We start from the raw sequence: 20,991 nt of genomic DNA, 5'->3' as shown, positions 1-20,991 counted from the left end.
TCCCGGTCATCCGGTGATCATTCGGTCTTTCCCTGCTGGTTGCCCGCGTAGCATCGTTGCCGTGGACCCCACGCTGGCTGCGGTGCTGGGCGGCGTCATCGGCGCGGCCCTGGCTCTGCTTTCGCTCGGAGCGATGATGCTTTCCGAGCGGGCCCAGCGCAAGATCCCGGAGTCCCCGGAGCCGATCGTCCCGAACGGCGTCGCCACGGTGCTGTCCGTACTGCGTTCGAGCGCGGTCGTGATGGGCCCGGAGGACCAGGTCCTGCAGGCCAGCGCGCCGGCGCACGTGCTCGGCATCGTCCGCGGTGAGCGGCTTGTCGTCGACGACATCCTGACGATGGTCCGCCAGGTCCGCCGGGACGGGGAGATCCGCCAGCAGGACCTGGAGATCGTCCGCGGCCGGCTCGGCGCCACGCAGTACGTGAGTGCCCGGGTGGCGCCGCTGGGCAGCCAGCTGGTCCTGGTGCTGGTCGAGGACCGGACCCGGGAGCGCCGGCTGGAGGCGATCCGCCGGGACTTCACCGTGAACGTCAGCCACGAGCTCAAGACCCCGGTCGGCGCGCTGATCCTGCTCGCCGACGCGGTGTCGGAGGCGTCCGACGACCCGGAGGCCGTGCAGCGGTTCTCGGACCGGATGCGGATCGAGGCGTCGCGGCTCAGCCGGCTGGTCAAGGAGATCATCGAGCTGTCCCGGCTGCAGGGCGACGACCCGCTGGAGAACCCGGGCCCGGTGGACATCAACGGCGTGATCGAGACCGCGGTGGACCGCTGCCGGATCGACGCCGACGACCGGGACATCAAGATCGTGGTCAAGACCGAGCCCGAGCTCGAGGTGCTGGGCAGCGAGGACCAGCTGGCGATGGCGGTCGGCAACCTGGTCGAGAACGCCATCAACTACAGCCCGGACGGGACCCGGGTCGCGGTTGCCGCGCACCCGATCGGCGACCTGGTCGAGGTCACCGTGTCCGACCAGGGCGTCGGGATCCCGAGCAGTGACCTGGAACGGATCTTCGAGCGCTTCTACCGGGTCGACCGGGCCCGCAGCCGGGAGACCGGCGGCACCGGGCTCGGCCTCTCGATCGTGAAGCACATCGCCTCCATCCACGGCGGCGACGTACGGGTCTGGAGCGTCGAGGGCCAGGGCTCGACGTTCACCATGAGACTCCCGTTGCGGTTCGAACCCGCACCGGGCCAGACCGACTCCCCCAGCCAGGAGGAGTCGGCCGCCTACCCGCCGCCTACCCCGGTGGGTCAGATCGCAAAGGAGACAGCTTCGTGACCCGAGTGCTGGTCGTCGAAGACGAAGAGAGCTACAGCGACGCGCTGTCGTACGTCCTGCGCAAGGAAGGGTTCGAGGTCGCCGTCGCGGAGACCGGGCCGGACGCGCTGGACGAGTACGACCGTGCCGGTGCGGACATCGTCCTGCTCGACCTGATGCTGCCGGGCCTGTCCGGCACCGAGGTCTGCCGGGCGCTGCGCAGCCGGGGCAACGTCCCGGTGATCATCGTGAGCGCCAAGGACACCGAGGTCGACAAGGTCGTCGGGCTCGAGCTGGGCGCGGACGACTATGTGACCAAGCCGTACAGCCCGCGCGAGCTGCTCGCCCGCGTGCGCGCCGTACTGCGGCGTGGCCAGGACGTCGAGCTGCTGCCGGACACCCTCGAGGCGGGGCCGGTCCGGATGGACGTCGAGCGGCACGTGGTGACCGTCGGCGGTACCGAGATCCGGCTGCCGCTGAAGGAGTTCGAGCTGCTCGAGATGCTGCTCCGGAACACCGGGCGGGTGCTGACCCGCGGCCAGCTGATCGACCGGATCTGGGGTGCCGACTACGTCGGTGACACCAAGACCCTGGACGTGCACGTGAAGCGGCTGCGTTCCAAGCTCGAGAAGGACCCGTCGAATCCGCAGCACCTGGTCACCGTGCGTGGCCTGGGATACAAGTTCGAGTCCTGAGTCACACCCCCACGAGTCGCGACGGCCATTGGGGTTAGCTTAGGCTCTCCTTAGTTGAGGCAAGCTAAGGAGAGTCATTCATGTCCTGGTCCCGTAAGAAGGTCGTCGGCGCGGTTACCACCGTGCTGCTCGCCACGACCTCGCTGGCCGCGTGCGGCAGCGGCGACGACAAGGCGGCCAGCTCGGCCGGTACGGCGTCGTCCGGGTTCCCGGTCACGCTGAAGAACACGTTCGGCGAGACGACCATCACCAAGAAGCCGGAGCGGATCGTCACGCTCGGCTGGAACGCCCAGGACGTGGTCTACGCGCTCGGCGAGACCCCGGTCGGGATGCCGAAGGTCACCTACGGGCAGACCGCCGACGGCGTCACCGCGTGGGACGCGGACAAGTTCGACAAGTCCAAGACGACGCTGCTCGACACCGGCGACAAGTACCCGTTCGAGAAGATCGCGGCGCTGAACCCGGACGTGATCCTGGCGCCGTACGAGGGGTTCGACGCGGCGACGTACAAGACGCTGAGCGACATCGCGCCGACCGTCGCGTACCCGGGGGCGCCCTGGCAGACCACCTGGCAGGACCAGACGCTGCTGGTCGGCGAGGCGCTCGGCAAGAAGGCCGACGCGGAGAAGCTGATCACCGGCATCCAGGACAAGATCAAGCAGGTCGCGGCCGACCACCCCGAGTTCAAGGGCAAGACCGTCACGGTCGGCTCGTTCGGCGCCGAGAACTACGTCTACATGCCGGGCGACCCGCGGGTGCAGATCCTGAACGAGATGGGCTTCAAGAACGCGCCCGGCGTCGAGGCGCTGGAGAAGACCAACTCCAAGAAGGAGTTCTCGCTGACGATCAGCAAGGAGAAGGTCGCGGACGTGGACGCCGACGTTCTGATCGCGTACGTCGACGGGATCGGGACGCAGAAGTTCCTGGCCGACCCGGTCTACTCGTCGCTGAAGGCGGTGAAGAGCGGCGGCGCGTACCCGCTGCAGGACCAGCAGGTCATCTCCGGGATGAGCGCGGTCAGCGTGCTGAGCGTCCCATGGGTGCTCGACAAGGTCATCCCCGGCCTGTCCAAGGCCGCAGCCGCCACCAAGAACTAAGCCGGACTCTTCGCATACCGCATGCAGGCGCTGAACGGCCCCTTTCAGGGGCTAACCGCCGAAGCGCGCGCGCTGGTGGGCTGCTGCGGGTGGGCGGCTGCGGGCGCCCGGATGCAGGGGCGGTTTGGGTGGTTAACCGCCGGAGCTGTCCGTTCGCATGCTGCATGTGGGTGCTGAACGGGCCCTTTCAGGGGTTAACCGCTGAAAGGGCGCGGGTGCGGGCCGGCCTCGTGTGGGCGCGGGTGCAGGCGGACCGCTGTGGCCGGTTCGGTGCGGGTGGGCGGTTGCGGGCGCCCGGATGCAGGGGGCAGTTTGGGTGGTTAACCGCTGAAGCTGTCCCTTTGCATGCTGCATGCGGGTGTTGAACGGGCCCTTTCAGGGGTTAACCGCTGAAAGGGCGCGGGTGCGGGCCGGCCTGGTGTGGGCGGGCGGCTATGGGCGGTCCGGTGTGGGTGGTGCTGGCCGGTGCGGGCAGGAGGGTGTGGCCGGCTGCAGGCTGGTGCGCACGGGTGCGGGCCGGGCGGCCGGCCCGCCGGGCGGGGTGGGGCTACTCGGCCGGCGGCGGGGTCGGCGAGTAGTGGTTGTCGGTGAGGACCGGGACGTACGTCGAGATCGGCGCCGCGGTGCCGAAGGTGATCGTCACGTTGACCATCTGGCCGGGCTTCGCGCCGGTGACGACGATCGACGGGCCGTTGTCCTCGGCGCCGGGGGTCGATGCCGTCGGGGTCTCGGTCGGGGTGCCCGGCGTTGCTGACGTGCCGGGAGTGGCCGTCTTGCCGGGGGTGGCCGTCGCGCCCGGAGTCGCCGAGGCGCCCGGGGTCGCCGTACCGGCGGCCTGGGCCTCGGCGGCGGTGGTGCCGGCCAGCAGGAGCGCCGAGTTCGGCTGCAGGTCGACGGGGTCCTTGAGGCCGGTGAACGTGACCTGACCGGCCTGCCAGCTGCCGTCCTGGCCGTCCTGGGTGCCGGCCGGGGCCTGCGCGATCCCGACCAGGGTGTCGGCCGCGTCGCCGTCGTTCACGATCACGCCGTGCAGCTCGCCCTTGCCGGCCGCGTCGGACAGCACCAGCAGGTTGCGGACCTTGATCTGGCCGCTGTCGATGTTCGTCCCCTCGGCGGCCTGGTACGGCTGCAGGGTCGGCGCATCGAAGCTCGCGCTGCACGCCCCGAGCGCGAGACTGAGGGTGGCGGCGGCACCCGCCAGCGCGGCGCGCCGGGCGAACCGCGAGGACAACGTGATCGGCACTGGAATCCCTCTCGTGCAAGCTGATTCGGCCTGAGTCGGCACTGTGTGCAGGACAACTGTGGAACTCTTGTGGCACCGTCAGGCAGCGGCCTCCGGCGCCCCAAAGCGTAGCCCGCGGCCGTCGCGGGCCGGACGCCGGGATCCCCATCACCGATGTCCGAGGCAACGGCACACGCGCGCACGATGCATCCCGGAGACCGTTTGTCAAGGCAGGAAGTGGGCCCTGACCAGCGCAAACGCCCCGACCGGACCACGCGTCACGTGGTAGGATAGATCTCGGAAAGGGGCACTTCACACATGACTTTCACAGTCGGCGAGACGGTTGTTTACCCCAATCACGGAGCGGCCGTCATCGAGGACATCGAGACCCGTCAGATCAAAGGTGAGGACAAGACCTATCTGGTCTTGAGGATCGTCGCTCAGAACGACCTGGTCGTCCGGGTCCCCGCGTGCAATCTCGATCTCGTCGGCGTGCGTGACGTCGTGGATCAGGCCGGCCTGGAGCGCGTCTTCGACGTGCTGCGTGCACCGCACACGGAGGAGCCGACCAACTGGTCGCGACGCTACAAGGCGAACCTGGAGAAGCTGCACTCCGGTGACGTGCTGAAGGTGGCAGAGGTCGTCCGCGACCTGTGGCGCCGGGAGCGCGACCGCGGTCTGTCCGCCGGTGAGAAGCGGATGCTGGCGAAGGCTCGCCAGATCCTCGTCTCCGAGCTGGCGCTGGCCGAGCACACCAACGAGGACAAGGCCGAGGCCATCCTCGACGAGGTCCTCGCTTCCTAACACAACAGTCGCATGAGCAGCGCGGTCGTGATTCCCGCGGCCGGGTTGGGCCTGCGGCTGGGTGGTGAGACACCGAAGGCATTTCGAGAGGTCGGTGGCGATTCGCTGCTGGTCCACGCGGTGCGTGGCCTGACGGCAGCAACCGCCGCCGATCTCGTCTGTTTCGTGGTCGCGGTGCCCGCGGGCGCCGAGGAGACGGTCGCCAAGGAGCTCACGCCGTACGTCGGTGACGCGCGGCTGATGGTGGTGGCCGGCGGCGCCGAGCGGCCGGATTCGGTCCGGGCGGCGCTGGATGTACTGCCCGACGACGGGATCGACTGCATTCTCGTGCACGACGCGGCGCGGGCGTTCGTCCCCGTCGACGCGATCGAGCGGGTCGTGGCGGCGGTGCGTGCCGGGGCCGCGGCCGTCGTACCGGTGGTGCCGGTGACGGACACGATCAAGGTGGTCGGGCCGGGCGGTGCGGTCGTGGACACGCCGGACCGGTCGACGTTGGTCGCGGTGCAGACGCCGCAGGGTTTCGCTCCCGACGTACTGCGGCGGGCGCATGCGGCCGGGGCGGACGTTGGGGTGACCGACGACGCGATGATGTGCGAGCGGATGGGGATCACCGTGCAGACGGTCGAGGGTTCGCCGGACGCGTTCAAGGTGACGCGACCGCAGGACCTGCTGCTGGCGGAGGCGTTGCTCGCGGAGAGGCGGCTGTCGTGAAGGTGCCGCGGGTCGGCACGGGCGTCGACGTACATCCGTTGGAGGAAGGCCGGCCGATGTGGCTGGCCGGGCTGCACTGGCCCGAGGAGACGTCGGGGCCGTCGGGGCATTCCGACGGGGACGTCGCCGCGCATGCGATCTGCGACGCGCTGCTGAGTGCTGCCCGGCTGGGCGACCTCGGCTCGAACTTCGGTACGGCGGAACCCGAGTGGGCCGGCGCCTCCGGTGCGTCGTTGCTGGCGGAGGCTGCGCGCCGGGTGCGGGCGGCGGGGTTCGAGATCGGCAACGTATCCGTTCAGGTGGTCGCGAACCGGCCGCGCTTCGCGGCGCGGCGGGAAGAGGCGGAGAAGGCGCTGAGCGCGGCGTGTGATGCCGAGGTGTCGGTCAGCGCGACCACCACCGACGGCCTGGGTCTCACCGGCCGCGGCGAGGGCATCGCGGCGCTCGCTACCGCCCTCATCTACTGATCTACCGAACCAGAAGTAGCAGGCAACTGCTCCACCGGGTCTGGTGAGAAGCGCGCTTCTCGTGGGTTGAGTTCGTTGCCACTCCGTTGCTGAAGAGAACGAACAGGCCGTTGTCATGGGCCCGCGACGGCAGCCAGCGGAGCAGCCACTCGCGGCCGCTCGGGCCGTTGAACGCGGCCTCGACGGCGCCCGGGTCGGTCAGCCGGTTCTCCCAGACCGACAGCGGGATCGGCTTCATGCCGTGCGGGCTGCGGGAGTTCGTGCCGCCGGTCTGGTGCGGCGCGATCAGGACCGTTGCACCGAGCAACGCCGTGATCCGGACGTTCTCGACCAGGTTGTTGTCCCAGCAGATCAGCAGCCCGGCCCGGAATCCCCAGGGCGTGTCGAACACCGTGTACGTCGATCCGCTCGCGATCGCCTCGTGCTCGAACGCGTGCAGCGTACGATGCACGTGGACGCGCCCGTCCGGCAGGCACACGGCGTACGCGTTCAACAACTCTCCGTCCGCATTCTCCAGGAATCCCAGGCCGATCCCGGCGTCGAGTTCCTTGGCCAGGGCAACTACCTGCGCGACGGACGGCCCGTCGGCCGGCTCGGCGAGCTCGAGCAACCGCTCGCGGGTGTGGTTGCGAAGATGCCAGTAGCCGAGCAGGCACAGCTCCGGGAACACCACCAGCCGGGCGCCGCCCGCGACCGCCTCCCGGGCGAGCCGCTCGACCGCGGCGAGGTTGACGGAGGGCTCGTCGGGGGTCGGCTCGAACTGGGCAACGGCTGCGCGGAAGGTCGTCATGCAGCCATCGAAACGCTGAGGCGTCCATGACGTCCATCACCGTTTGACCGGATTCCATATCCTGAGGTTATGGATCTGCGGCTGCTCCGGGCGTTCGTCACGGTCGCCCGGCTGCGGAACTTCGGGTCGGCAGCGGCTGAGCTGTCGACCAGTCAGCCGGCGCTGACCAAGCAGATCCAGGTCCTGGAGCGCCGGGTCGGGACGGTGCTGTTCACCCGCGGCCGGCATGGGGCGCGGCTGACGCCGGCCGGGGAGCTGCTGCTGGCTGACGCGCTGGAGTTGCTGGAGCGGTCGGAGGCGTTCGAGCGGCGGGCCGCGCAGGTCGCGGCCGGGACGGAAGGGTCGCTGGCGATCGGGTTCGGGTTGTCCGGGATCGAGCTGGCGCCGCGGGCGGTCGCGCTGTTCCGGAGTCGCTGGCCGGGGGTGACGATCTCGCTGGAGGATCTGCCGTCGGCGGTGCAGTGCGAGCGTCTGCTGGCGGGGAGCCTGCAGGTGGGATTCGTACGGCTGCCGGTGCCGGGCGGGTTGGAGCATCTCCGGCTGCGGCGTGACCGGCTGGCGCTCGCGGTGCCGGCCGGGCAGGAGCTGCCGCGCGATCTCGTCAGCTGGATCGACGCCCGGCCGCTGATCCGGCTGACGCCCACGCGGGGAGCGGGGCTGACCGCACAGATCAACAGCCTGTACGCCGAACTTGGTTGCCATCCGCAAGTACTTCAGGAGGCCGGGGACCTGCAGACGGTCCTCGCGCTGACGGCGGCCGGGGCGGGACCGGCCGTCGTACCTCAGACGGCTGAGCGGATCGCACCGCCGGAGGTCCGGCTGGTCCCGCTGCCGGGTCGGGCGGCGACCTGGTGGACGGGAGCGGCGTGGGCGACCCGGACGCCGCTCACCGAACGTTTCGTGAAAGCTGCCGCCGAGGTCGCCCGCACCAGCTAGGAGCCGATCGAGCCCCAGAAGGCGCACTGGTGTTCCTTGGCCAGGTCGACGGACGTGATGCTCGACGAGCCGAGGGACTGGACGTTGCCCTTGATCTGGAACGGCTGCCACTGGGGCTGACCCGCGCTGTTCGGGTTTCCGGTGTGGGCGAACTGCGTCCAGTAGCTGATCATCGTCGCGGCGAGTTGCTTCTGCGCGGGCGTGCTCGGGCCGGGGAGCTGCTCGTCGTTGAAGAGGTACTGCAGCTCGGCGCCGTGGAACGCGCCAGTCGGGAAGTTGGGCTTCGGGAGCGTGGTGAACCACGGCGCGGTGTCGTCGGCGAACTCGTACGCATACAGCGGGGTGTGTGCGGCGATGGCGCGGTCCCTGGGCAGCACCTCGCAGCCCCACGCCCAGTCGGTGACGACGGCCGACAGCGCTTCGCCGGCGGACCGGTACTTGTCGACGGGGTAGCGGGCCAGCACCCGTGCGGCGTCCGACGGGCTGAAGAGCGTGTGCATCTGCTCGCGGTAGCTGGCGGGGGTCGCCACCTCTCCGGTTGCCGTCTCGATCGCCGCGGTGAACAGCCTGTGCTCGTCCCGCGTGGTGCCCTGTATGACCGGCACGTGGTTGAAGCGGCCGGTCGCGAAGGCGACCTCCGGGCTGATCGGCAGCATGCCGCCGCCGACCGTCGGGCCGGATCCGACACCGTCGTCGGACCACTTGACGAGCTCTTCCGTGGACTTCGACCGCAGACAGGCCGCGGCGGTCGCCGGCTTGGAGCAACCGACCTTGGTCGCGACGTCGAGGCCGTGCTCCTCACGCTCGGACCGCGGCAGCGGGAACCAGGTCGGCGGCCCGGGTGACCATTTCCGGCCGGTGCACTCGGCACTCTGCACGATCGCCTTCTGGAACAGGCCCGCCGAGCCAGGCGCGGCCAGCTGCGAGCAGACGCTGGTGCCACCGGCGGACTCACCGAAGATCGTGACGTTGCCCGGGTCGCCGCCGAACGCGGCCGCGTTGCGCTGGACCCATTTCAGCGCCGCCTGCTGGTCCTCGAGGCCGAAGTTGCCGGAGAGCTGCCGGGCTCCGCCGTGGTCCAGCGCCGGGTGCGCGAGGAAGCCGAAGATGCCCAGCCGGTAGTTCGGGCTGACCACGACGACCTGGCCGCTGTCCGCCAGCTTCTGCGCGTCGTACAGGCTGCCGGCTCCGCTGATGAAGCCGTTGCCGTGGATCCACACCATGACCGGCACCTTGCGGGTGCTGCTGTCGCGGGGCGTGGTGACGTTGAGGTACAGGCAGTCTTCGGTGGTGCTCGCCGGGTCGATCAGCCCCTCGGCCTGGGCGCAGCGGTTCCCGGGCTTCGTGGCGTTGCGGACCCCGTGCCACGACGCGGCCGGTTGCGGCGACGCCCAGCGGAGCTTGCCGACCGGCGGAGCGGCGTACGGGATGCCCTGGAAGAGCCGGGCGTGCTCGGTGAGCTTGCCGCGGACGGCGCCCGTGTCGGTCGAGACGACGGTCGGCGCGGGCGTTGCCGGCGTACTGCGGGTGCTCGTCGCGGCATCGGCCGCGCCGCTGCACGCTGCCACCGAGCTCGTGAGCAAGGCCGCGATCAGCAGTCCTCCGAGCCGCCGGGCACGCGGTCGTCGGCGACTCTGCCCGTCGTTGTGGTCCATTGCCTGCTCGCTTTCGATCTATTCGTGTGTGGGTCGCACTAATATAAAGTGTAAGGTACACACGAAGTCAAACCGAGGAGCCTGCCGATGCCGACAACCGACGATGAGCACCTGCCGCCGGGACTGGTGCTGGCCTGGGGCCAGCCGGCCAAGCACCGACTCGGCCGGAAGCCGACGCAGAGTGTCGAGCAGATCGTCGACGCGGCCCTCGACCTGGCCGATGCCGACGGGTTTGCCGCGCTGTCGATGCCCAAACTCGCCCAGAAGCTGGGCCTGACCGCGAACGCGATCTACCGGTACGTCAGGTCCCGCGACGAGCTACTGGTCCTGCTCGCCGACGCCGCTTGGGGTCCGCCACCGGACCTGGACGCGGGGGACTGGCGCGCCGGAGCGGCCGGCTGGACCCGGGCGATGGTCGATCGCTGCGACGTCCACCCGTGGCTCTCCGACCTCCCGATCCGCGGCGCGCCGATGACCCCGCACCTGCTCGGCTGGGCCGAGGCGATCCTGCGGGTGCTGACCGGCGCCGGGCTGAGTCCCACCGAAGGTCTGTCGTGTGCGCTGCTGCTCGACGGGTACGCGCGGCGTACCGCCAGTGCCCGTCGTGACGTGCGGGAAAGCACGACCACGTCTGTCGAGCCGGTCGCGGTGACCCAGTTCCTGGAGCCGCGGCTGCAGGAGCTCGGCTACTCGATCCTTGCCGGTTTGATGGCCGGCGAGCACTACACCGACGAGGTCCACGACGACGACATCGCGTTCGGCCTCGAACGGATCCTCGACGGCATCGAGGTACTCATCACCCAGAAGCGGTCCGGGCTAAGGGCCTGAGCTGTAGCCGGGGTTGGCGACGTGGGGGACGTTTCCGCGTCGCCGGCGGTTGGTGACGGCCGCCGCGGCCACGATGCCGGAGGCGCCGAGCAGGCAGAGGACACTCGCGACGACCTTGGTGGTGACGTGCATCGGGCCGGCGAACTGGGCGGGGAGCACGTTGTTCGGGTCGACGATCAACTGGACCTGGCCGTGCGGGAAGTGCTTGTAGTCACCGCTGCTCATGTCGTGGCTGTGGCCGTCTGGGCAGTCGGCCGTGAACGACTGCACCCCGGTCCCGTCGTAGTCGCGGACCTTGCAGGTCACCGTCCGGCCGACGTGCGACATCACCAGCGGCGTCGGCGTCATCATCCACGGGACGGCCGCCATGCCGGCCGCGGCCGCGCCGAGGTACCCGAAGTAGCCGCCGCCGAGCGTCGCGATCCCGATCACGAAGAACCCGCAGCCGAGCACCATCACCAGTGTCGCCAGTACGACGCTGTGCGGCGGCAGCGTGTACAGCCCGCCGGCCGCGACGAACAGCACCGCGCCGATCGCGATGTTGCGCCAGGTGGGTCCCTTCGGCGAGCCCGGGCGGCGGAGCCGGCGACCGGCGACGATGACGATCAGCAGGATCACTGCCGTACCGCCGAAGAACTCCCACCCGATGCTCATCCGACTCAACGCCTCCGAGGCAGCGACGGCAGTTCGTACGCGTCCAGCCAGGCGGCGAACAGGTCCCGCAGCGCGTCCTCGTCGGAGCTGAACGCGCTGGCCAGCGCGATGAACTCCGCCGTACTCACGGATCCGTGCCGGTGCGTCTTGGTCCAGGTGCGGAGCAGTTCGAAGAACGCCTCGTCGCCCAGGTGTTTCCGCAGTACGTGCAGGGTGATCGCACCGCGTTTGTAGAGCCGGTCGTCGAACATCAGCTCGGGCCCCGGGTCGGACAGCAGCAGGTCCTGGTCCAGGCCCTTCAGCCGGGTGTGCGCCTTCGCGACCTGCTGGTCGGCGGTCAGCCCGCCGGACTCCTCCGACCACAGCCATTCGGCGTAGCAGGCGAAGCCCTCGTTCAGCCAGATGTGCTGCCAGTGCGACGGGGTCAGGCTGTTGCCGAACCACTGGTGCGCGAGCTCGTGCGCGACCAGCCGTTCGGATCCGCGGCGCCCGTCCACGTGGTTGCTGCCGAACACCGAGATGCCCTGCGCCTCCAGCGGGATCTCCAGCGGGTCGTCGGTCACCACGACCGTGTACCCGCCGAACGGGTACGGCCCGAACAGCCGGCAGAAGACCTTCATCATGTCCTGCTGGCGCCCGAAGTCGTGCCGGAACTCGCGGATCTGCCCGCCCGGCAGCACGCCCCGGGTCGTCACCGGGGACGTGGCCAGGTCGACCTCGTCGTACCTCCCGATCTGCACGGTCGCGAGGTACGTCGCCATCGGCGCCGCCTGGTCGAACACCCACGTCGTCCGGCTCGCCTTCACCCGGCGCGACACCAGCCGTCCGTTCGCGACCACCTGGTACGGCGAGTCCGTGGTGATCGAGATCCGGTAGTGCGCCTTGTCGCCGGGGTGGTCGTTGCACGGGAACCAGGTGGCCGCGCCGCTCGGCTGGCTGGCGACGATCACGCCCTCGGTGAGCTCCTCCCAGCCGAGCTCGCCCCACGGGCTGTCCTCGGGCTTCGGGTTCCCGCCGTACTGGACGTCGATCGAGAACTCGGCGCCGTCCGGGATCGGCGCGGTGACGTAGAGCTTGCCGGCGCGCTGGGTGAAGCGCTGCGGACGGCGGCCGTTCACCGAGACCTTCGACGCGCGGAGGCCGGACAGGTCGAGGCTGAAGCGGGTCAGCGGCTCGGTGGCGAAGGCGGTGATCGTCGCCTTGCCGCTCAGCCGGTTGCTGTTGACCCGATAGTCCAGCTCCAGGTCGTACGACTCGACCTTGTAGCCGGGGTTTCCGTGGGTGGGCACATAGCGGTCAACCATCAGCCCTGCCAGGGGGCGATCGGGTTCCCTGCCCAGCGCGTACCGGCTGGGACACCTTCACCACGCATCACGAGAGACACCGGGCCGATGGTAGCCCCTGCTCCGATCCCGGCGGCCGGGAGGACGATGCCGTGCGGCCCGAGTGTTGCCCCGGGCCCGAAGGTGACTGTACTCATGGAGAGAACTCGATCATGAAAAAGGTGCGTCTGCAGCACGCAACCGCGATTCACCGTGGCGCCGTCGCCCAGGGTGATCAGATCCGCCTCGGGCAGCCAGTACGTCTCGCACCAGACGCCCTTGCCGATCTTCGCTCCGAGTGACCGCAGCCAGAGGTTCAGCACCGGCGTCCCGGCGGCGGCGTTCGCGAACCACGGCGCGGCGACCAGTTCGACGAAGCTGTCGACGACCTCGTTGCGCCACACGAACGAGCTCCACAGCGGGTACTCGACCGCGCGGGTGCGGCCGACGATCAGCCACTTCGCGACCGTCGCCATCCCGCCCGCGACCGCGCCGGCGGCCAGGATGACCGCACCGGAGAGCAGCATCGCGAGCCACGGGCCGAGCCAGATGTCGAGCGCTTGCAGCCCGAACAGCACGCCGAGCGCGATCAGCACTGTGCACATCATCGGCACGAACCGGCACAGCTCGACCAGCGCGCGGGCGACCTTCAGCTTGAACGGCGGGTTGTACGTGCGGCTCTGGTCGCCGGAGACGGCCTGCCGGCGGAGCTTGACGGGCGGGGAGCCGAGCCACGACGTACCGGCTTTGGACTTCTTTGGCGCCGCGGAGAGCACAGCGACCAGGCCGTTCTTCGGGACCGCCCGGCCGGGCGCGGTCATCCCGGAGTTGCCGAGGAACGCGCGCTTGCCGACCTTCGCGCCGGCCACGTGCAGCCAGCCGCCGCCCAGCTCGTACGACGCGATCATCGTGTCGTCGGCCAGGAAGGCGCCCTCACCGACCGTGGTCATCTTCGGCAGCAGCAGCACCGTCGACGCCTCGACGTCGCGGCCGATCTTGGCGCCGAGCGCCCGCAGCCACCACGGCGTCAGCAGGCTGGCGTACAGCGGGAAGAGCAGGGTGCGCGCGGAGTCCAGCAGCCGCTCGGTCGCCCAGACCTGCCAGCCGATCCGGCTACGGACCGGGTAGTGGCCCGGCTTGATGCCGATCCCGAGCAGCCGGACCCCGATCAGCGTCAGTACGGCGATCGTCGCGAAACCGACCACCGTCATCAGCGGAACGGCGCCCAGCGCATGCAGCGCCGCCTCCTGCAGGTCCGACGTACCGCGCAGCGCGTGCCCGAGGACGGCGAACGCCGCGGCGGCACCGGCCACCGGGATCAGCGACATCAGCGCGGACTGCGCGCCGTACGCCGCGACCCACCACGGCGCGCGGTTGGGACGATGATCCGGCCACGGGTGCCGGGCGCGGCCGATCCGGGCCGCGGGGGAACCGGACCAGCGCTCGTTGGCCGGGACCTTCCCGGAGACCGCGGAGCCGGCCATGATCTCGGCGTTCCGGCCGATCTCGGCGCCGGGCAGCAGCGTGCTGCGGGAGCCGACGACCGCGTCGGCGCCGACCGAGACCGCGCCGACGTGCAGCTGGTCGCCGTCGGTCCAGTAGCCGGCCAGGTCGACCTCGGGCTCGATCGAGGCGCCGCGGCCCATCGTCAGCATGCCGGTGATCGGCGGGAGCGTGTGCAGGTCGACGCCGCGGCCGATCTTCGCGCCGAGCGCGCGGGCGTAGTACGTGATCCACGGGGCGCCGGCGAGGTTCGCGGCGCCGGCCGCGTCGGCCAGGTTCTCGGCCGCCCAGAGCCGGACGTGGACGTTGCCGCCCCGCGGATAGGTACCGGGCTTCAGGCTGCGGAGCAGGATCCGGGCGCCGACGACCGCGATGCCCATCCGGCCCGCGGGGCTGATCAGGATCAGCCAGCCGGCCAGGATCCACCACCAGGACACGGTCCGCGCCCACGGCAGCGGGTCGATCAGCGCGGCGAGCAGGTTGTTCAGCGTGAACAGGTAGACCAGCCAGCGGACGCCGACGACGGTCTGCAGGATCAGGGTCAGCGCGGTCTGCAGCAGCTGCGTACCGCGCGGCGTCGGCCGGATCTCGCGCAGTTCGACGGGCTCCTGCAGGGCGGGCTGGAAGTCGTCGAGCCGTTCCGCGAGCGCCCCGAGCCGCGGGTACTCGTAGATGTCGCCGACCGTCACCTCGGGGTACTGCTCGCGCAGGGCGGACACCAGCTGCGCCGCCGCGAGACTGCCACCGCCGTGCAGGAAGAAGTCGTTGTCGGGGCCGGTGACCTTCGCGCCGAGGACCTTCGTCCAGCGCTCGGCCAGCCAGCCCGCCGTACCGCTGAGCTCGGCCGCCGGGCCGTCGCTGTCCATCCCGGGCAGCGGCCAGGGCAGCGCGTTCCGGTCGACCTTGCCGGAGGTCCGGGTCGGCAGCGTGTCGACGATCGCGAGCAACGGTACGAGCGCCGCGGGCAGTGCCTCCCGCAGCCGCTCGGTGGCCTTCGCGTTGTCGAACGCCTCCGGGTCGTCCGGTACGACGTACCCGACGAGGAGCTGGTTACCGGCCGCGCTGTTCCGTACGGCGGCCGCGGCGCCGCTGACGCCGGGCAGTGCCTGGAGGGCGGCGTCGACCTCGCCGAGCTCGATCCGGCGGCCGCCGAGCTTGACCTGCTCGTCGGCGCGGCCCTGGAACAGCAGGCCGAGCGGATCCGACCTGACCAGGTCGCCGCTGCGGTACGCGCGCTCCCAGCCGAGCGTCGGCATCGGCGCGAACTTCTCCGCGTCCTTGACCGGGTCCAGGTACCGGGCCAGGCCGACGCCGCCGATGATCAGCTCACCGATCTCGCCGTCGGCGACTTCGTTGCCTGCAGCATCGACCACGGCGAGGTCCCAACCGTCCAGCGGGAGGCCGATCCGGACCGGGCCCTCGCCGGTGAGCCGCGCGGCACACGCGACCACGGTCGCCTCGGTCGGGCCGTACGTGTTCCAGACCTCGCGGCCCTCGATCGCCAGCCGCTCGGCCAGCTCCGGCGGGCACGCTTCGCCGCCGAAGATCAGCAGCCGGACCTGGTCCAGCGCGTCGGCCGGCCAGAGCGCCGCCAGCGTCGGCACGGTCGAGACCACAGTGATGCCTTGGGCAACCAACCACGGGCCGAGGTCCATGCCGGTGCGGACCAGGCTGCGCGGCGCCGGCACCAGGCAGGCGCCGTGCCGCCAGGCCAGCCACATCTCCTCGCAGGACGCGTCGAACGCGACCGACAGCCCGGCGAGCACGCGGTCGTCCGGGCCGATCGGCTCGCTCTGCAGGAACAACCGGGCCTCGGCGTCCACGAACGCGGCGGCCGAGCGGTGCGTGACCGCGACGCCTTTCGGTACGCCGGTGGAGCCCGACGTGAAGATGATCCACGCGTCGTCGGCCGGCTCCGGGCCGGTGCCCTTCGGTTCCGTCGTACTCGAGGCGTCCATCCGGGCGGAGTACGGGTAGTCGAACGCGCCGTTGGCCGCGTCGTTGTCGATCGGGTCGGGCTGCGGACGGGTCAGCGTGAGCGCGAGGTCGTCGCCGACGGTCGCGGCGACGTCGGCCTCACCGAAGACCAGCTCGGCGCGTTCGTCCGGGTCGTCGGCGTCGACCGGTACGTACGCCGCGCCGGCCTGCAGGGTGCCGAGAATCGCCACGTACAGGTCGTTGTGGCCGGACGAGATCCGGATCCCGATCCGGTCGCCCGGCCCGATCCCGGCCGCGGTCAGCCGGGCCGCGAACTTGCCGGTCTGCTCCAGCAGTTCGCGGTAGCTGAGGCTGACGCTGCCGTCGTCCAGTGCCGGCTCGTCGGCGTACGTGCCGGCGGTCTCTTCGAGAACGTCCACCAACGTCCGCGCGGCCGTCGCCAACTCCCCGCGTCGCAACGTCACGGGCGGATAATACGCCGCTCAGTTACCAGTTCGATAACCCGAAGCGAACACGTGGGTGTGTCCATCAACCGCTTGAGCTACACCGGGACGTTGATCGCGTTGTCGCGGGTCACGGCGCACACTCCGGCTTCGGGCCCTGGTATCCGGGGCGGGACGAGTCGTCGATGCCGACGTAGCAGTCGATGTCCGGGCCGACCTTGTTGGTGCCGATGGTGGCGTTCGTGGAGTTGATCGCCAGGCCGACCACCTTGTCCGGCCTGGCCGCGAACGTGTTGCCGGTGACCGTGAGGTGCTGGATGTCCTCGATCATCAGCGCCTGCGACGCGTCCAGGGTCTGGCAGTAGTTGTTGCGGAAGACGAAGTGGTCGCTGTGACCGTGCCCGTCGCCCTCGCCGTCGTTCGGACCTTCGGCCATCAGGCACATGTTGTCGATCTGCTCGCAGCGGTTGCCCTCGATCAGCACCCGCCGGCTCGGCGGCGTGTCCGACGCGAACGTCTGCAGGCAGTCGGCGTGCCGGTCGTCGGTGTTGTGTGTACCGCGGATCGTGTTGCCGACGATCTTCAGGTCGTTCCCGAAGAACCGGATCCCGTCGCCGTCACCGCCCTGCGGATCGGTGATTGTCACATGCGACACCGTGATGTTGTTGCCGGTCACCTCGACGCCGGGTGCGTCCGGCTTCTCGAGGACGTAGTTCCGGACGACGACGTTGTCGGCCTCGACGGTGATCCCGGCGACGGACCGGCCGTGGCCGTCGTACACCTTCGGGTTGGCCGCCGTACCGCCGGAAGTGATCTCCAGGCGGTCCGCGGAGGCGTGTGCAGGCAGCGGGACGAGCAGCGTGAGGGCCATCAGCAGCTTGAACATGCGGTGAAGCTAAAGCCGGTCGCCGGGGACCCCTCCCGAGCTCAGTCGTCCAGCACGTCCAGATCCCTCGGGACGAGCGTGGTGGTCAGCAGCAGCACCCGGAACAGGTTGTCGTTCAAAGCGTTGCCGACGGGCTCGCCGACCTCTTCACGCGTCAGCCCGGGTACGCCGTCCCGCGACAGCCGGGTGCGTACGTTCGAGACCAGGTGCTCGACCCGCTTGGGCGTCCAGCTCTCACCGGGCTGTACCTCGGCCAGCTGATCCGCGGCCTGCCGCCACGACAGCGGGAGCGGGTGCAGGTCGTGGAGCAGGTACCTCTGGCCGACCACGATCAGCGCCAGCTTCTCCGCCGGCGAGAGCTGCCAGGTCCGCGGCGGCTGCGTTGGGTCACGTGGCCGCAGTACCGGGCGGCTGCCGCTGTCGCCCACGACGTACACCTGCAAGAGGTGCTCACGGCCGCTGGAGCCCTGGACGAAGAGCGGTGTGTAACCGGCTGCGAGTGGCATCGGGTCCTCGCCGCCGAACAGCATCTGCTCGCGTGGGAACCGCACGGGCAGCCTGCCGGTCACTGCTACCCACCACTGGCCGCCGCGGTAGCTGATGGACCCGTGCATGCGGCTGACGCGCTGGTCATCCTCACCGACCGACACGTGGACCTCTGAGCGGTTCCGGCCGAACAGGATGGTCCGGTGCGGACCGGGGTCGGCGCTGACGCCGCCCTCGACGCTCAGTACGAAGATGGTCCCCGGCTGCGCGTCCGGTACGCCGGACGCGAGGCTGCGCTGGTCCTGGGGGAGTCTGCGGATCGGCTCCATGTCACGCCTTCGGGAGCTTCGGCGCGGCGGACTCGGCCAGTTTTGTCGCCAGCCCGCACAGGGTGGTCGGTTTTGCCGAGCCTGCGACGGACACGGTTACCAGTTCGTCCTGGTCCTGCCCGTTGGTCTCGACGTACTCCCGGAAGACGATCACTACCGCACACGTCTGCGGACCGTCGTTCTCGTTGGACACGACCGCGTGCCGGCCGCCTACCGTGATCGGCTGGCCATCCGTCCCGTCGGGCTGGTCGCGGTCGAAGTACAGGTCCACCTCGATGTCGTTGGCCGTGCTGTCCCAGCCGCATCGCCAGTTGCCGAACGACTTGTCCTGGCGCGCCGCGTTGATCCCGGGGACCACTGCCAGCGCCTTCTGGTCCAGGAGCGTGCAGGCGTTGACGTGGGCGAGCGAGTTGGCCGGGAGCGGTTCGGTGCGGCGCGGGATCGGGCCTGCCTGGATGACACCGATCGCCTTCTGGGTGACCGCTTCGGCCATGCTGCAGAGGTCCATCCCGGAGCCCTGGGTGTACTTGGCGACCACCTGGATCTGTGTCTTGTCGGACAGCACCAGCAACCGCTCGCAGGAGTCCCCGTCGACCTTCTCTCGCGTCACGGTTCTTAGGTTGCCGGTGTACTTCTGCACGGTGCCTCGGAGCGAACTGTTGCCGGGGAGGTTCAGCTCGGCACGTACGTCGACCTCCTGGTCGCCCTTGCCGGTCACGACCACGTCGCAGCGGTCAAAGTTCCCGTACGCCGGATCCAGCGACGGCTGGCCGAAACGGCTCAGGGACGCCTCGTCGATCAGCGCGCACGGGTTGACCGTCAACGGATCGCCTATTAGGTCTGCCGCCGCAGGCGTTGTAGAGGTTCTAGGTGGTGATGCGGTGGGTGGCTGTCCTGAGACGGCCCTCCCGATCAGTACGCCTAGTACTGCGACAACAGCGACGCCTGCTGCGGCGGCTGGGATCACCCAGCGTCTGCGGGGCTTGATCGGCGTAGGAGCCGTGCCACCGAGCTCTTGCATCACCTGGTCGACTGTCGGGCGGTCTGCCGGATCTACGGCGAGCATGCGGGTGATCAGCGGCGTCAGCTCGCCTCCCCGCCGCAGGGGCTCGATTTCCCCGCGGGCTGCGCGTCGTAGTACCGCTAGCGTGTTCGGGTCCTCTCCGAACGGCGAGTGGCCTTCCAGTGCGCTGTAGAGCACCGCGCCGAGTGAGAAGACGTCGGACGCGGTCGTGGGTTCGCCGCCATTGGCCACCTCCGGGGCGAGGTGGTTCGGCGTACCGACGGTCGAGCTGTCGGTGAGCGTCGCCTCGGCCCAGATGCGGCGGGAGATGCCGAAGTCGGCGAGTTTCGCCGTACCGTCCGCTGTGACCAGGATGTTTCCCGGCTTCAGGTCCCGGTGGATGATGCCGGCCGCATGGACGGCGCGCAGCGCGGACGCGATCTGGCCGCCGATCCGGGCGACCTGGTCGACGGGCAATGCGCCGAGTTCGTCCAGGCTGCGCGACGGCAGGTACTCGAGCACCAGCCAGTGCTCGTCACCGTCCGACACGACGTCGAAGATCGTCACCACGTGCGGATCGTGCAGCCGGGCACCCGTACGCGCCTCACGACGCAGCCGCCGGCCCTCCTGGTCGTCCACACCGGGGTGTGCGCGCTTCAGCGCGACCGTACGGTCCAGCTGCTCGTCGTGGGCACGCCAGACCGAGCCCATACCGCCCGAACCGAGCGGTTCCCCCAACAGGTAGCGGCCCCCGATCAGGCGGCCCGTCACTTCACCAGGTCCGCCGATACCGCGAAGGTGTCGCACGCCTTGTTGGCGCCGACGTTGAACCCGTTCTGGATCCAGAACCCCTGGCTGGTCGCCAGACCGTGCGTACGCTCGTCCTCGGGCGTGTCCGGCGACTCACCGAAGCTGTTGCTGGACTGCTCCTTGAACTCGGCCAGCCGCTGGGTCAACGGGTACGACTTCGCCACCGCCCGGCTGAACACGCCGCCGAAGCACGACGCCTGCAATTCGTTCCGCCGCGAGCTCTCGAGCTTCTGGTCCGGATGATCCTGCAGGTACGCCGCCCGCGCGTAGAACAGCCCGGTAACACCCTGCACGTGATGCCCGTACTCGTGCGCGATCGTCATCAGGTACGCCAGGTCCTCCTTCGGACCGAACGCCTTGTCCATCTGCTTCACGTCGACGTACATGACCTGGTTGCCGTAGCAGTAGAACGCCAGCACCCGGCCGGACAGCGGCTCGAAGTTGCCGCACGCGGTTTGCACCGGCTTGTCGAAGACGACCAGGCCGGGGTCCGGCTTGTCCTGCCCGAGCTCGTGGAAGACCGGCCGCCACGCGTCGTTCAGGCACTTGAAGAGGCGCTGGTAGTAGACCTTCTGCGCGGCCAGGCCCCCGTTGCCGAGGTCGGCCGACTTGCAGTTCTGTTCCGCCAGCGGGCCGGTGCGGTACACGTCCGCGTTCAGCAGGAAGTCCTCCGCGGACCCCTTCTCCGGGTGCGTGGTCGGCTCCGGCACGATCGACGGGCCGGACACCTTGGGCTCCACCGGCCCCGAGGCGGTGGTCGTGTCGCCACGGGTCCACAGCACGACCGCCATGATCGCTGCCGCGACACCGATCACCACGAGGAGCGAGAAGCCGAGCAGCACCAGCCGGAACGAGTTGTCGCGCCGCGGCGGCGGGTGGAACCCGTTGAAGTGGCCGGGGGCGCCGTACGGCTGGCCCTGGCCCTGCTGGCCCTGGTACGGCTGGCCCTGGTATGGCGCCTGGCCCTGTTGCGGGGGCCATGGCGCGGCCTGTGGCGGCGGCAGCACACCAGGTGGCGGGCCGAGCGGCCGGCCTTGCGGCTGGCCCGGTTGCTGGCCACCGTAGCCGTACGGGCTGCTCACAGCTCTTGGCCTCCATGTGGTCGGTCACGCGGTCTGTCGGGTTCGCAGCACGAACCGGCACGAGACTACTCT

General features: G+C 70.0%; 18 protein-coding genes. 8 read left to right on the top strand and 10 right to left on the bottom strand.

Features of this window, described 5'->3' with window-relative positions; all coding sequences use genetic code 11:
- The first annotated feature begins 61 nt into the window (after positions 1-61).
- From ACXJJ3_RS17120 to ACXJJ3_RS17110, 3 genes are all read left to right on the top strand, one after another.
- On the top strand, positions 62-1,279 hold the full coding sequence (locus ACXJJ3_RS17120; RefSeq protein ID WP_458171127.1) for a sensor histidine kinase: 1,218 nt from the start codon (positions 62-64) through the stop codon (positions 1,277-1,279).
- Complete coding sequence (locus tag ACXJJ3_RS17115; RefSeq protein WP_141858161.1) at positions 1,276-1,953, top strand: response regulator transcription factor; 678 nt, start codon at positions 1,276-1,278, stop codon at positions 1,951-1,953. The genes ACXJJ3_RS17120 and ACXJJ3_RS17115 overlap by 4 nt, the downstream gene beginning before the upstream one ends.
- Before the next feature lie 80 nt (positions 1,954-2,033).
- Positions 2,034-3,050: an iron-siderophore ABC transporter substrate-binding protein gene (locus tag ACXJJ3_RS17110; RefSeq protein WP_458171125.1), complete on the top strand. Its 1,017-nt coding sequence runs from the start codon at positions 2,034-2,036 to the stop codon at positions 3,048-3,050.
- A 547-nt stretch (positions 3,051-3,597) separates the two neighbouring features.
- Here the strand turns inward: ACXJJ3_RS17110 and ACXJJ3_RS17105 are convergent.
- Entirely contained in the window at positions 3,598-4,293 is a 696-nt protein-coding gene (locus ACXJJ3_RS17105) for a hypothetical protein (RefSeq protein ID WP_458171123.1), read from the bottom strand.
- Positions 4,294-4,590: 297 nt separating this feature from the next.
- Between ACXJJ3_RS17105 and ACXJJ3_RS17100 the strand changes: the two genes are divergently transcribed.
- Genes ACXJJ3_RS17100 through ispF form a run of 3 tightly spaced genes read left to right on the top strand, consistent with a single transcriptional unit; the run spans position 4,591 to position 6,254 of the window.
- A complete protein-coding gene (locus ACXJJ3_RS17100; RefSeq protein WP_130446326.1) occupies positions 4,591-5,076 on the top strand; it encodes a CarD family transcriptional regulator in 486 nt (161 codons plus the stop codon).
- 12 nt (positions 5,077-5,088) lie between these two features.
- Positions 5,089-5,787, top strand: coding sequence for a 2-C-methyl-D-erythritol 4-phosphate cytidylyltransferase (gene ispD, locus ACXJJ3_RS17095; RefSeq protein WP_458171122.1), 699 nt, complete (start codon positions 5,089-5,091; stop codon positions 5,785-5,787).
- Positions 5,784-6,254: a 2-C-methyl-D-erythritol 2,4-cyclodiphosphate synthase gene (gene ispF / locus ACXJJ3_RS17090; RefSeq protein WP_458171121.1), complete on the top strand. Its 471-nt coding sequence runs from the start codon at positions 5,784-5,786 to the stop codon at positions 6,252-6,254. The genes ispD and ispF overlap by 4 nt, the downstream gene beginning before the upstream one ends.
- A gap of 1 nt (position 6,255) precedes the next feature.
- Here the strand turns inward: ispF and ACXJJ3_RS17085 are convergent, their stop codons facing one another.
- Positions 6,256-7,044: a nitrilase-related carbon-nitrogen hydrolase gene (locus tag ACXJJ3_RS17085; protein ID WP_458171120.1), complete on the bottom strand. Its 789-nt coding sequence runs from the start codon at positions 7,042-7,044 to the stop codon at positions 6,256-6,258.
- Between the two features lie 69 nt (positions 7,045-7,113).
- Between ACXJJ3_RS17085 and ACXJJ3_RS17080 the strand changes: the two genes are divergently transcribed.
- Entirely contained in the window at positions 7,114-7,980 is an 867-nt protein-coding gene (locus ACXJJ3_RS17080) for a LysR family transcriptional regulator (protein ID WP_458171119.1), read from the top strand.
- Here the strand turns inward: ACXJJ3_RS17080 and ACXJJ3_RS17075 are convergent.
- Positions 7,977-9,635 (bottom strand): carboxylesterase/lipase family protein, encoded by a 1,659-nt coding sequence (locus ACXJJ3_RS17075; protein ID WP_458171117.1) that lies wholly within the window; start codon positions 9,633-9,635, stop codon positions 7,977-7,979. The genes ACXJJ3_RS17080 and ACXJJ3_RS17075 overlap by 4 nt on opposite strands.
- Positions 9,636-9,722: 87 nt before the next feature.
- Here ACXJJ3_RS17075 and ACXJJ3_RS17070 point away from each other — a divergent pair, with 87 nt between their 5' ends.
- The gene (locus ACXJJ3_RS17070; protein ID WP_458171115.1) at positions 9,723-10,463 is read left to right on the top strand and encodes a TetR/AcrR family transcriptional regulator; all 741 of its coding nucleotides are present in this window, start codon (positions 9,723-9,725) and stop codon (positions 10,461-10,463) included.
- Here ACXJJ3_RS17070 and ACXJJ3_RS17065 read toward each other — a convergent pair.
- The 7 genes from ACXJJ3_RS17065 to ACXJJ3_RS17035 form a co-directional block, all read right to left on the bottom strand.
- Positions 10,452-11,117 (bottom strand): hypothetical protein, encoded by a 666-nt coding sequence (locus tag ACXJJ3_RS17065; RefSeq protein ID WP_458171113.1) that lies wholly within the window; start codon positions 11,115-11,117, stop codon positions 10,452-10,454. The two genes, ACXJJ3_RS17070 and ACXJJ3_RS17065, sit on opposite strands and share 12 nt — an antisense overlap.
- A 5-nt stretch (positions 11,118-11,122) precedes the next feature.
- On the bottom strand, positions 11,123-12,421 hold the full coding sequence (locus tag ACXJJ3_RS17060) for a M1 family metallopeptidase (protein ID WP_458171111.1): 1,299 nt from the start codon (positions 12,419-12,421) through the stop codon (positions 11,123-11,125).
- A complete protein-coding gene (locus tag ACXJJ3_RS17055) occupies positions 12,421-16,344 on the bottom strand; it encodes a Pls/PosA family non-ribosomal peptide synthetase (protein WP_458171109.1) in 3,924 nt (1,307 codons plus the stop codon). The genes ACXJJ3_RS17060 and ACXJJ3_RS17055 overlap by 1 nt, the downstream gene beginning before the upstream one ends.
- 109 nt (positions 16,345-16,453) lie before the next feature.
- Complete coding sequence (locus ACXJJ3_RS17050; RefSeq protein WP_458171107.1) at positions 16,454-17,209, bottom strand: hypothetical protein; 756 nt, start codon at positions 17,207-17,209, stop codon at positions 16,454-16,456.
- A gap of 41 nt (positions 17,210-17,250) precedes the next feature.
- Positions 17,251-18,024 carry a hypothetical protein gene (locus ACXJJ3_RS17045; RefSeq protein ID WP_458171105.1) on the bottom strand — a complete coding sequence of 258 codons (774 nt, stop codon included), beginning with the start codon at positions 18,022-18,024 and terminating at the stop codon, positions 17,251-17,253.
- 1 nt (position 18,025) lies between these two features.
- Positions 18,026-19,798 carry a protein kinase domain-containing protein gene (locus tag ACXJJ3_RS17040; protein ID WP_458171103.1) on the bottom strand — a complete coding sequence of 591 codons (1,773 nt, stop codon included), beginning with the start codon at positions 19,796-19,798 and terminating at the stop codon, positions 18,026-18,028.
- A complete protein-coding gene (locus tag ACXJJ3_RS17035) occupies positions 19,795-20,919 on the bottom strand; it encodes a neutral zinc metallopeptidase (RefSeq protein ID WP_458171102.1) in 1,125 nt (374 codons plus the stop codon). The genes ACXJJ3_RS17040 and ACXJJ3_RS17035 overlap by 4 nt, the downstream gene beginning before the upstream one ends.
- Between the last annotated feature and the right edge of the window lie 72 nt (positions 20,920-20,991).

The sequence above is a fragment of the Kribbella sp. WER1 genome, from assembly GCF_054189145.1.
The sequence above is the reverse complement of the archived record's forward strand: the minus strand, read 5'-3'. Positions and strand labels throughout refer to the sequence as shown.